This window comes from Bradyrhizobium sp. UNPA324 (genome assembly GCF_006658635.1).
Classification (GTDB): domain Bacteria; phylum Pseudomonadota; class Alphaproteobacteria; order Rhizobiales; family Xanthobacteraceae; genus Bradyrhizobium; species Bradyrhizobium nanningense.
Genome location: NZ_LFJD01000004.1, coordinates 1,512,568 through 1,523,585 on the forward strand (window position 1 = coordinate 1,512,568; position 11,018 = coordinate 1,523,585).

General features: G+C 62.5%; 11 protein-coding genes. 8 read left to right on the top strand and 3 right to left on the bottom strand.

The window, feature by feature from the left end; genetic code table 11:
• Positions 1-407 precede the first annotated feature (407 nt).
• The 4 genes from UNPA324_RS07375 (at position 408) to UNPA324_RS07390 (ending at position 5,001) form a co-directional block, all read left to right on the top strand.
• The gene (locus tag UNPA324_RS07375) at positions 408-1,868 is read left to right on the top strand and encodes a sensor histidine kinase (protein ID WP_349630197.1); all 1,461 of its coding nucleotides are present in this window, start codon (positions 408-410) and stop codon (positions 1,866-1,868) included.
• A 103-nt stretch (positions 1,869-1,971) separates the two neighbouring features.
• A complete protein-coding gene (locus tag UNPA324_RS07380) occupies positions 1,972-3,642 on the top strand; it encodes a DUF3300 domain-containing protein (protein ID WP_141934217.1) in 1,671 nt (556 codons plus the stop codon).
• Positions 3,639-4,553, top strand: coding sequence for a DUF2950 domain-containing protein (locus UNPA324_RS07385; protein WP_128919583.1), 915 nt, complete (start codon positions 3,639-3,641; stop codon positions 4,551-4,553). The genes UNPA324_RS07380 and UNPA324_RS07385 overlap by 4 nt, the downstream gene beginning before the upstream one ends.
• Positions 4,537-5,001, top strand: coding sequence for a hypothetical protein (locus tag UNPA324_RS07390; protein WP_128919584.1), 465 nt, complete (start codon positions 4,537-4,539; stop codon positions 4,999-5,001). The genes UNPA324_RS07385 and UNPA324_RS07390 overlap by 17 nt, the downstream gene beginning before the upstream one ends.
• A gap of 224 nt (positions 5,002-5,225) precedes the next feature.
• On the opposite strand, the gene UNPA324_RS07395 is transcribed toward UNPA324_RS07390, so the two are convergent.
• On the bottom strand, positions 5,226-5,588 hold the full coding sequence (locus tag UNPA324_RS07395) for a hypothetical protein (RefSeq protein ID WP_141934219.1): 363 nt from the start codon (positions 5,586-5,588) through the stop codon (positions 5,226-5,228).
• A 437-nt stretch (positions 5,589-6,025) separates the two neighbouring features.
• On the opposite strand from UNPA324_RS07395, the gene UNPA324_RS35055 reads away from it, so the two are divergent.
• Positions 6,026-6,184 carry a hypothetical protein gene (locus UNPA324_RS35055; protein ID WP_164936263.1) on the top strand — a complete coding sequence of 53 codons (159 nt, stop codon included), beginning with the start codon at positions 6,026-6,028 and terminating at the stop codon, positions 6,182-6,184.
• A gap of 89 nt (positions 6,185-6,273) precedes the next feature.
• Here UNPA324_RS35055 and UNPA324_RS07400 read toward each other — a convergent pair whose 3' ends face one another.
• Positions 6,274-6,519: a (2Fe-2S)-binding protein gene (locus tag UNPA324_RS07400; RefSeq protein WP_141934220.1), complete on the bottom strand. Its 246-nt coding sequence runs from the start codon at positions 6,517-6,519 to the stop codon at positions 6,274-6,276.
• Positions 6,516-7,352 (bottom strand): xanthine dehydrogenase, encoded by an 837-nt coding sequence (locus UNPA324_RS07405; RefSeq protein ID WP_141938738.1) that lies wholly within the window; start codon positions 7,350-7,352, stop codon positions 6,516-6,518. Before UNPA324_RS07405 ends, UNPA324_RS07400 begins: the two co-directional genes overlap by 4 nt.
• Positions 7,353-7,675: 323 nt before the next feature.
• On the opposite strand from UNPA324_RS07405, the gene UNPA324_RS07410 reads away from it, so the two are divergent.
• From UNPA324_RS07410 to UNPA324_RS07420, 3 genes are all read left to right on the top strand, one after another.
• A complete protein-coding gene (locus tag UNPA324_RS07410; protein WP_128919587.1) occupies positions 7,676-8,515 on the top strand; it encodes an SDR family NAD(P)-dependent oxidoreductase in 840 nt (279 codons plus the stop codon).
• 255 nt (positions 8,516-8,770) lie between these two features.
• Positions 8,771-10,507 carry a nif-specific transcriptional activator NifA gene (nifA, locus tag UNPA324_RS07415; RefSeq protein ID WP_141934221.1) on the top strand — a complete coding sequence of 579 codons (1,737 nt, stop codon included), beginning with the start codon at positions 8,771-8,773 and terminating at the stop codon, positions 10,505-10,507.
• A gap of 147 nt (positions 10,508-10,654) precedes the next feature.
• Positions 10,655-10,849, top strand: a complete 195-nt coding sequence (locus UNPA324_RS07420) for a 4Fe-4S binding protein (protein WP_092184483.1) — start codon at positions 10,655-10,657, stop codon at positions 10,847-10,849.
• Positions 10,850-11,018 lie beyond the last annotated feature (169 nt).

The window sequence follows — 11,018 nt, forward strand, 5'->3', positions numbered from 1 at the left end:
GCATCGTCGCCGTCGCGCTGTTGTGTCTCGGAACGGCGTTTTGTGCCGGCGTTTGCTCCAATCCGATCGATGCTGCCCAGCAGCGCGACGTCTACGGCCGCGAACCCAAGCGCGTGCTGTTGCTGCACTCCTTCGGCCGGGACTTCCTTCCCTGGAGCGAATACGCGCGCAGCATCAAGACGAACCTCGAACAGCGTTCCCCCTGGTCGCTGGACATCCAGGAGCATACCCTCCTCACAGCGCGGTTCACCGCGCCGGGACCTGAAGGACCCTTCGTCGAGTATCTTCGCTCGATCTACCAGGGTCGTCCGCCCGACATCATCATGAGCGTCGGAGGACCTGCCGCAGGCTTCGTGCAGAGACATCGGTCGGACCTGTTTTCGACTGTGCCGATGGTCCTCACAACGGTGGAAGAACGGCTGATCGACCGGGCGAGACTGACCGAGAAGGACACGGTGGTTTCAGTCCGCAACGATTTTGTCGCCGCGTTCCGCGACGTCCTTCAAGTGCTGCCGGAGACGCGGACCATCGCCCTCGTCATCGGCGCGTCCGCGCTGGAGAAATTCTGGCTCAACGAGGTCAAGAAGGATGTCAGATCACTCGAAGATCGTGTTTCCTTCGTCTGGTACGGCGATCTGCCGTTCGACGAGATCTTGAAGCGAGCCTCGTCACTTCCGCCCGACACGGCATTGTTCTGGGGATTGATGTCCGTCGACGCGGCGGGCGTCGTTCATGAGGGGGAGAGCGCGCTGCATCGCCTCCGCGCCGTCGCGAACGCCCCGATCTTCTGCTTCGAGGAGTCGTTCTTCGGGAGCGATATCGTCGGTGGCCCGATGCATTCCATCCCCGAACTGGGCCGAAAGACCGCCGATGCGGCACTGCGAATCCTCGGCGGCGAGAAGCCTGCAGACGTCAAGATCGAGCCGATCGAATATGCTGCGCCCAAATACGATTGGCGCGAGTTGCAGCGGTGGGGGATCAGTGAGAGCAATTTGCCGGAGGGCAGCGAGGTCGTGTTTCGCGAGCCGGGAATCTGGGAAAAATACCGCTGGCAGCTTGCCATGATCGCGGCGGTTATCCTGATCCAGACGGGCCTCATCAGTGGCTTGCTGCATGAGCGACGGCGCCGTCGGCTGGCTGAGGTCGAATCACGGCAGCGCCTTACCGAACTCGCACATCTCAATCGCTACTCGGCGGTCGGCGAGCTGACCGCGTCGATCGCCCATGAGCTGAATCAACCGCTCGGCTCCATTCTGACCAACGCGGAAACGGCGGAGCTGATGCTGAGACGAGGCTCCCCCGATTTGGTTGAAATCAGCGAAATCCTGTCCGATATCAGGCGCGACGATCAGCGCGCAAGCGAGGTGATCCGCCGCCTGCGCAGCATGCTCAGGAAAGCGCCGTTCGAGCTTAGGGATATCGAGCTGAGCGTGACCGTGCGAGAGGTGATAGGGTTTGTCCGTGACCTCGCAGCAGGTCGCAATATCGGGCTGAGCTTCTATTCGCCACCCGACACTGGCTTGCACGTCAAGGGCGATCCCATTCAACTGCAGCAGGTCGTGCTCAATCTCATCCTCAATGCGTTGGATGCGATCTCGGAGGTTCAGACGGGCAAGCGCGAGGTCAGCGTGATCATGGCCCGCGCCGGCAATTTTGCCGAAATTTGCGTCGGAGACACGGGGCCCGGCATTGCGGCTGCCGATCTCAAGACCATCTTCGATCCGTTCTTCACCACCAAGCCGCAGGGCATGGGCATGGGACTGGCTATCGTCCGAACCATTGTTGAGGCGCACCACGGCACGATTTCCGCGGATAACCAGCCGTTCGGCGGGGCGCTATTCACCGTTCGCCTGCCGCTCGCGAGCTAGCATCCCGCGTTGCAGCAGGCGACGGTCTCGTTTCGTTGATTTTTGTCAATGAACGTTGCTGGCTCGGTTTCATGGTCTCGGCTGAACTGAGATGGAGGATGCGATGATCCGCTGCGGCAAGACGTTGATCGCGCTCGCGCTGTTGCTGGCCACGCCGGTTTGCGTGTCGGCCCAGACGAGCGACAAGCCTGCCGGGCCGCCCCCGCAGGCGCAAGCGGCGAATCCCGCTGCGCCGACGGCCGAGCTTCTGAAGCCCGAACAGCTGGAGGCTCTGGTCGCGCCGATCGCGCTCTATCCCGACGAATTGCTTGCCAACGTGCTGGCCGCCTCGACCTATCCGCTTGAAATTGTGCAGGCCGACCGCTGGCTGAAGGGGCGCAAGAGCCTGAAGGGCGACGCGCTGAAGACGGAGGTGGACAAGCAGGGCTGGGACGACAGCGTCAAAGCGCTGGCCAGCACCGCCGACGTCCTGACCATGATGAGCGATCAGCTCGATTGGACCAAGAAGCTTGGTGACGCCTTTCTCGCGCAGCAGCCCGATGTGATGGACGCGATCCAGCGGCTGCGCACGAAGGCTTATGACAACAAGAAGCTGGCCACCACCAAGCAGCAGAAGGTCAGCGTCGAGTCTCAGGAAGGCAAGCAGGTCGTCGTGATCCAGCAGGCCGATCCCGCAGCGATGTACGTGCCGTATTACGATCCAGCGACCGTCTACGGCAGTTGGCCTTATGCGGAGTATCCGCCGTACTATTGGGGCTATCCGTCCTATATCGGCGCCGGAGTGGTTGCGGCCGGCATCGCCTTCGGCACGGCCTGGGCGATCGGACGCTGGGGCAATTACTGGGGCGGCGGCTGCAATTGGGGTAACCGTAACGTCTACGTCAATCATCGCACGACGAACATCGGCAACGGCTGGCAGCACAATCCGGCGCATCGGCAGGGCGTGCGCTACAGCAACACCAGCGTTCAGCAGCGCTTCGGCAACAACAATCTGAAGGCCGGCGCGTCGGACCGGATGGACTTCCGCGGCCGCGAGGGCAACCAGGTCCTGCGCCCCAATCAAGGCGCGGGAGATCGTGCAGGAGACCGCGCTGGTGATCGCGGCGGGCCAGGTGATCGCGCTGGCGACCGGGCCGGAGATCGTGCGGGTGATCGTGCCGGTAATCGTGGCGATCGTCCGACCGGCGGAGACCGCGCGGCGGATCGCGCCAAGAGTGGTGGTGACCGGGCCAAGTCTGCTGCCAAGGGCGGCGGCGATCGCGCCAAGGCCGCGAACCGCGCCGGCGGCAGTGCAGCCAACCGCAGCGGCGGCGGCAATCGTGGTGGCGCGATGAACGTCTCCTCCGGCCGATCGGCAGCCGCCGCATCGGCGCGCGGGCGGTCCAGCATGGCGAGCATGCCACGTGGCGGCGGCGGCCCGAGCATGGCCGGCCGAGGTGGTGGAGGCGGAATGGCAATGCGTGGTGGTGGTGGCGGCGGATTCCGCGGAGGTGGCGGCGGTGGCCGGCGCTCGGATATCGCGCTGAAGCACGACATCGTCTTGCTCGGCCACCTCGCCAGCGGCCTCGGCTATTATCGCTTCAGCTATATCGGCAGCGACAAGGCCTATGTCGGCGTGATGGCGCATGAGGTCGAGCAGGTGATGCCCGGCGCCGTGACCCGCGGCCGTGATGGCTATCTGCGGGTCTACTATGAAAAGCTTGGGCTGACATTCCGCACCTACCGCGACTGGCTCGCGGGCGGCGCGAAGCTCCCCGTGGAGGTGATGCCATGATCGGTCTGACATTGTTTCGCCGCGCCGTGTTGCCCGGCATGATGGTGCTGGCGCTACTTGGCTCTGCGGCCCAGGCGCAGCAATCCTACAAGACGCCGGAGGGCGCGACGGCTGCGCTCGCCGCCGCGGTCAAGAGCGGGCCGGATGAGATCCTGAAAGTGCTCGGCAGGGCGGCCGACGACATCGTCTCCTCCGGCGATGAGGTCGCCGACAACGATATCCGCCAGCGCTTCACCTCGATGTACGATGCCAAGCATGGCATCAAGGCGGAAGGCAACAGGAGCGCGACCCTCATCCTGGGACCCGACGATTTCCCATTCCCGATTCCGCTGGTGAACACCAAGACCGGCTGGGAATTCGACACCGACGAAGGGCGCATCGAGGTGCTTCGCCGTCGGATCGGGCGCAACGAGCTTGACGCGATCCAGACCGCGCTCGCTTTCGTCGATGCGCAGAACGAATATGCGGACAAGAACCGCGGCGAGGGCGCCGGCGTCTACGCGCAGCGCATCGTCTCCTCGCCAGGCAAGAAGGATGGCCTGTTCTGGCGCGACGACAGCGATCCCAGCCCGCTCGGACCACTGGCCGCGCAAGCCTCGAGCGAGGGGTACAAATCCGGCGAGGGGATGACGCCCTATCACGGTTACTACTTCCGCATTCTGAGGGGGCAGGGACCCGATGCGCCCGGGGGCGCCATGAATTATGTCGTCAAAGGCAAGATGATCGGCGGCTTCGCGCTGATCGCGTGGCCCGCTGAGTACGGAAATTCAGGCGTGATGACCTTCCTGGTCAATCATGCGGGCGTCGTCTACCAGAAGGATCTCGGCAAACGCACCGACTTCGTGGCCAAGCGCCTTACGCTGTTTGATCCCGACCAGACTTGGAAGAAAGTCGATGCTGCGAACCCGTGAGATGATGGGCACCATGCTGCGGTTGACCGCCCGCCTTGCCGCGATCGCCCTATTTGCCGCCATCGTTCCGGCCACTCCCTCGTTTGCGCAAGCCGCCGGCCATGTCCGGGTCAAGATCGTGAAGGCGGGCCTGCTGGTGGGCGGCGGCGCCGGCACTGGTGTACTGAGCTATCGCGGCCGCAGCTATCCCTTCCGGGTCACAGGGATAAGCCTCGGCATCACGGCCGGCGCGACCGCCGGCCGCCTGGAAGGCTGGGCCTCTGGCATCAGGGATGTCCACGACTTCGCGGGCAATTACAGTTCGGTTGGCGGTGGTGGCGCTTTCGTCGGCGGTGTGGGTGGTGTCCACCTAAGAAACGACAACGGCGTCGTCATGGTGTTGCAAGGCCCTAAGGCCGGATTGGAGATGGCTGCCAACCTCAGTGCGATTACGATTTCACTAAAGTGAGCAACTGCCGGCTGGATAGGTGATAGCGCACCCCCTGATTCCGAGTACCGTCGAACGTATCGCTGCGAGTTTGTGCTACCCGGCGCGCCGACCAAGTAGCTACAGCTGCCGCTGTGTCAACCTGTCAACCGTGTCAACCCAAGATCGGCCTTGTGCGGCTAGCGATTTTCTGGGGCGCGCTTAGGCCGTAGGGGAGGGGGCCCCCAGAGGGACCCGCGCCCACTTCACAACTTGCCCGTTTGAATCATGCGCGAGATGATCCATCCGGCATCCGTGGCGCCCCATGACAGCCGACCATCGATGTTGGGTTGCATAGAGCAGTGGGCAAGTTGATGATGAACGATGTCTCTCAGTTCTTCGTCCGCGATCTCGCTCGCGCTCATGTAGCAATCAAACTTCGCAAATGAGTTCAGGACACCGCGCTGTTTGATGACCATCACTTTGGTGAAGTCGATTTTGGTTCTGGTCGATTTAGAAATTAGGATGCTGCCAAGGCGGCAAAGGCCAGTGCGCAGGCCGTTATTGAGGTTGAGAGAGCAAGGTTCTACGTTATTATCAAGCAGCACACGTTGGACCGATTTGTGCACGCGGCAATGCTCTATCCCAATTCTCCTGACATGGGGTTTGGCAACAATGCCGGGGTCGAGTATGCTCTGAAAAATTATGGAAAGACGCCAGCGATATACAGGGAGAATAGTCACGGAATTGCGTTGTCGTTCCGACCTCCCGGCCCCGTCTATTCCGTATCTGAGCAAATCCCATCGCAGCACATGATTGAACCGGGCGCGACCACCGATGGTCAGGTTTGCGCAGATATCGTACCCATTAATAGCGTTGCTGATGCGCTGCCGTTGGTTTCGGGGAGAAGCGTACCTGTGGTTCTTTGGAAGTGTCGCCTACACTGACGTTTTTGGTCAGCAAAGAACGGATAGATTCCTGTTCAGATATGTTCAACTGAGGGGCAAATGGCGTTTTCAACCATACGACTACAAGCACTATAATAGCAGCAGCGTGGCTCACGCGCGTGACTAGGGTGTCGGGCCAAGGCCCCTTGCTTCTAGTCGTCGAGCGCGGCGGGCCGGTGATGCTGGCGCGGATCGGCGTGATGTGGGTGACCGACCGGGGCAAGGCGGCAGAGGGCCGAGGCGGAAGCGGGGCGAAGGCCTACCGGGTGGTGCGGTGAGGGTAGGGCCGGCCAATCGGCCCAAGTAGGAAGCCCGCCCGTGCGTTCAAATCCGGCTGGTTTGCACGCCTCCATTGTCTCTACTATCTTCACTCGACTCGTTCCAAACCCTGCTCCGTGTGAACCACCATGGCTCCAAGGGCCTCCAAATGCCGTGCGCGATGAACCGGCCGCTCCTCCAGAATCCGCTTCACGGAATGTGAACATCGTCCGCACCTGACCGTGCAACCCAGGCAGTCGTAGACCTGTGCGGCCGAGAACAGCTCGTCGTCGGTCGAAACGACCGCGCCCCTGATGTCGTGATCGCTGATGATGTTGCAGGAACAGACGATCATGCCGGATTCCGTTGCGTGATGCGTCGCGCGGCGTGGAGCCTGACGGCGGCGATGGTGGCGTTGGCGATGGCGCGGCCGCGCTGGTCCGTTCCGCTCCATTGGGCGTCGCGGCCGCGCGGGTCGATCTCCAGCAGCTTGACGCCGGCTGGAACTTCGCTGCCGTCGCGGGCGATGCCGCGCAAGATGCCGTCGCGCGGCGCGAGCACCGGCACGCCGGAGAGGTGGCCGAGCACGAGATCCCGGTAGACGCGGGTGCCGATCTCGATCGGTGTGTGCCATCGCCCCGCAAACCGCGAATAGACAAAGCGTTCCGCTCCGATATCGCCCAGGGTGCTCGCAACGCCGTCGGCTGCGTCTGTCCAGCGCTGGTCAGAGACGAGTCCGATCCTGCCCGGACGCGTCTCCACTGCGAGGTCGCAATTGAAGTTCGACGAGAACCCGGGGCCGAGACCAATAGTCAGCCGGGCCAGCCGCCTGAGGTCGGGCGTGATCCGACGCTTCTGAAGACGCGCATCGATGAGGAGGTCGATTTGCCGGACGGGAAGCAGGTCGAGTAGGCCGAGCCAGGTGACCAGGATTCGCACCGGCCCGCGCAGGGCCTGGTAGACCTGCATGCCGTCGTCCGCACGTTCGGCAACGATGTCCTCGAGTTGCGCGGTGTCGGTGAAGAGCGCGTCGTGGAAGGCCATCTTGCGGCGGATCACCGGCGGATCCGGATCATGCGACAGCACCACGCCATAGCCAGCGCGCACGAGCCGAATGCCGATCGCGGATGCGATCTCATTGGTGCCGAGGATAACAGCAAAGAGTCGTTGGTCGTTCGGCTGGAGCATTTGAAACCACTTTTGCAGGAAAAGTGCAGCACGACAGGGCGCGAATGAACGTTGAGACGGGAAGAGCAAGAGCCGGGCCATTTGGAACGATTGAAAAGCAGCTCTCAACTGCCGATCAACGTTCAGGAAGAGGGAGCGCACCGGGACGGCGTTGTTTGGTCCGAAACTCAACGCTCCCTGTTGCAAATCTTTCAACGTGTCGCGAAGCGGACACCGAGCGCCGAAAATCGTCGTGATTGGCCGGCAGAGCGTGGCCCAAATCCTGCAAAGTTGCTCCTGTTGTCATCGTGTGGCGCCCGCCGGGGCGCGGTGAGGAGCTTTGCGTGACGCTCGATCTGCTGGACCGCGACGGCGCGCCGGGCGACACGTCGGCACCCGATGTCGCCCTGTGCCCGTTTCACGGCGACAAGTCGCGCGCACAACACGGGGCGCGGAAAACGCTCGTATTGACCGGTGCGTCGCGGGGTATCGGTCACGCCACGGGAAAGCTGTTTTCCGATGCCGGCTGGCGGATCATCACCTGCTCGCGGCAGCCGTTCGATGGTGATCGATGCCCGTGGGATTCGGGAGCGGACAACCACGTTCAGGTCGAATTGAGCGACCATCGCGCGTTGCCGCGCGCGGTCGCGGATATCAAGGAACGGCTCGACGGCCAGCCGCTGCATGCGCTGATCAACAATGCCGGCATCTCGCCCAAGGCCGCCGACGGCAGCCGGTTGAACTCGCTGACGACACCGGTCGAAACCTGGATGAGCGTGTTCCACGTCAACCTGCTCGCGCCGATCCTGTTCGCCCAGGGCCTGGTCGAGGAATTGAAGCAGGCCGCCGGCTCGATCGTCAACGTCACGTCGATCGTAGGTTCCCGGGTTCATCCGTTTGCCGGCAGCGCCTATGCGACGTCGAAGGCGGCACTTGCGTGTCTGACCCGCGAGATGGCGCACGACTACGCGCAGTTCGGAATTCGCGTGAATGCGATCGCTCCGGGGGAGATTAAGACGGACATCCTGTCGCCGGAGACCGAAGCGCAGTTGGCGCCGATCATCCCGTTGCATCGTGTCGGTACGCCCGACGAGGTCGCGAAGGTGATCTTCTTCCTGTGCTCGGATGCGGCCAGCTACGTCACCGGTGCGGAAGTACCGATCAACGGAGGGCAGCACGTGTGATCAAGCGGCAGGCGTCGATCGCCAAAGAAACTTTGTCGACTTGCGCTAGATCAATGCGGCGATCCCGCTTTCGCGCGTGACGCCCATTCCGACGGTCAATTCCGCGACACGGATGACAAAGCGTGCAAGTGCGACGGAATCTTTTTGCAGCGATGCTGACAAGTTGAGCGCGACTCCCGACACGACATGAATGAGAATACGACAAATTCCGAAGAGTGCGGCGGGGAGGATGAAACGGGCAACGGAGATTCCGTCATGCTGAATGCTGCTCCATTGGTTGAACGTCCGCCGGCCGATCAGACTGCGCCGATCGTGCCGCTGAATGAGATCGCGCTGACCGGCATTTTCGAGATCTCCAAGATATTGACGGCGCCGACACGGCTGGAGACGACGCTCGCCAACGTCGTGAACCTGCTGCAATCGTTTCTCCAGATGCGTCATGGCGTCGTTGCGCTGCTCGCCGATGACGGCATTCCCGATCTTGCGGTTGGCGCCGGTTGGAGCGAGGGCAGCGACGAGCGCTATCGTGGGCGGTTGCCGCAGAAGGCCGTCGACCAGGTCGTTGCGACCGCGATGCCGCTGGTCGCGGAGAACATCGCCACCCATCCGGCTTTCGGTCCGATGGATGTGAAGGCTCTCGGGGCCTCGCAGACGACGCGCGTGTCGTTCATCGGCGTTCCGATCCGCATCGATGCCAAGGTCGTCGGTACGCTGACGATCGATCGGGTTTGGGACGAGCGATCGTTGTACCGGCTCGATTCCGATGTGCGCCTGTTGACGATGGTCGCCAATCTGGTCGGTCAGACCGTGAAATTGCACCGCGTCGTCGCGCAGGACCGCGAACGGCTGATGCATGAGAGCTATCGCCTTCAGAAGGAGCTCTCCGAGCTCAAGCCAGCGCGCGATCGCCGCAGGGTTCACGTTGAAGGCATCATCGGCGACAGCGCAGCGCTACGCGGGCTGCTCGAGAAGATTGCGGTCGTAGCCAAGTCGAACTCGACGGTCTTGCTGCGCGGCGAGTCCGGCACAGGCAAGGAGCTGATCGCGAAGGCCATTCACGAGCTGTCGCCGCGGGCCAAACGCCCGTTCATCAAAATCAACTGCGCGGCTCTGCCGGAATCGGTGCTGGAATCCGAGCTTTTCGGCCACGAAAAGGGGGCCTTTACCGGAGCGCTGAATTCGCGCAAGGGCAGGTTCGAGCTCGCCGACAAGGGCACCCTGTTCCTGGACGAGATCGGCGAGATTTCGGCCTCGTTCCAGGCCAAGCTCCTTCGGGTGCTGCAGGAGCAGGAATTCGAGCGTGTCGGGGGCAACCAGACCATCAAGGTCGATGTCCGCGTCATCGCCGCGACCAACCGCAACCTGGAAGAAGCGGTCGCGCGGAACGAGTTCCGCGCCGATCTCTATTACCGGATCAGCGTGGTACCGATGATGCTACCGCCGCTGCGCGAGCGGCGCAGCGACATTCCGCTGCTGGCCAACGAGTTCCTGAAGAACTTCAACAGTGAAAACGGTCGCGCGCTGAGCTTCGATCGGCACGCGATCGAGGTTCTGATGAGCTGTGGCTTCCCCGGCAACGTGCGGGAGCTGGAGAACTGCGTGCAGCGAACTGCGACGCTGGCGCCAGGCCCGGAAATCGTCAGAAACGATTTTGCATGCTGTCATAGTCAGTGCTTGTCGGCCATGTTGTGGAAGGGTGGATCCGAGAGCGCGCAGCAGCGCTCGTTGCCGATCGTGCCGCTCTCTGCTCTTCCAGCCGCTCCGCGCGAGACCGCTGCTGCCGGATTTCCGGCGGTGGTCGAGCCGGTGGCGCCGGCGTCGAATGCCGCCACCGCGTCGCCGGCTGGGAGCGTCGCCGACCGGGATCGCGTTGTTGCGGCAATGGAAAAGTCCGGCTGGGTCCAGGCCAAGGCGGCGCGCCTGCTGGGCCTGACGCCGAGGCAAATCGGCTACGCGCTGAAAAAGTACGGCATCGAGGTCAAGCGACTCTGACGGCAAGTGTCGCAGATGCGACATGCTGTCGGGGCCACGACAACCGGCCTTGCGCAAATAGTCGTTGAATTTCCTATTCTTCACGGTTGGCACGACGCTTGAAAGGGAGATGTCTGACGGCATCACCTGCTCAAGGAGTCGAAACACATGTCCTACAAGATCGTCGCCTCGCAATGCACGGTATGCGGCGCATGTGAATTCGAGTGCCCAAATGCCGCAATCAGCCTCAAGCGTGACATGTACGTGATCGATCCGAAGAAGTGCACCGAGTGTGAGGGGCATTTCGACACGGCACAATGCGCGGTCGTCTGTCCGGTGCCCGACACCTGCATTCCGGCTTGAGGGCAGACCGATGACGCAGGCTGCGAAGTTTCCCGTGCGGACGGAGCGATAGATGGCGGCGGTTCAGGAAACCATCGAACGGGTCCGCGGCATCGACGTCGATCAGTATCGTTATGGGTTTGAGACCCTGATCGAGTCCGACAAGGCCCCCAAGGGGCTGTCGGAAGAG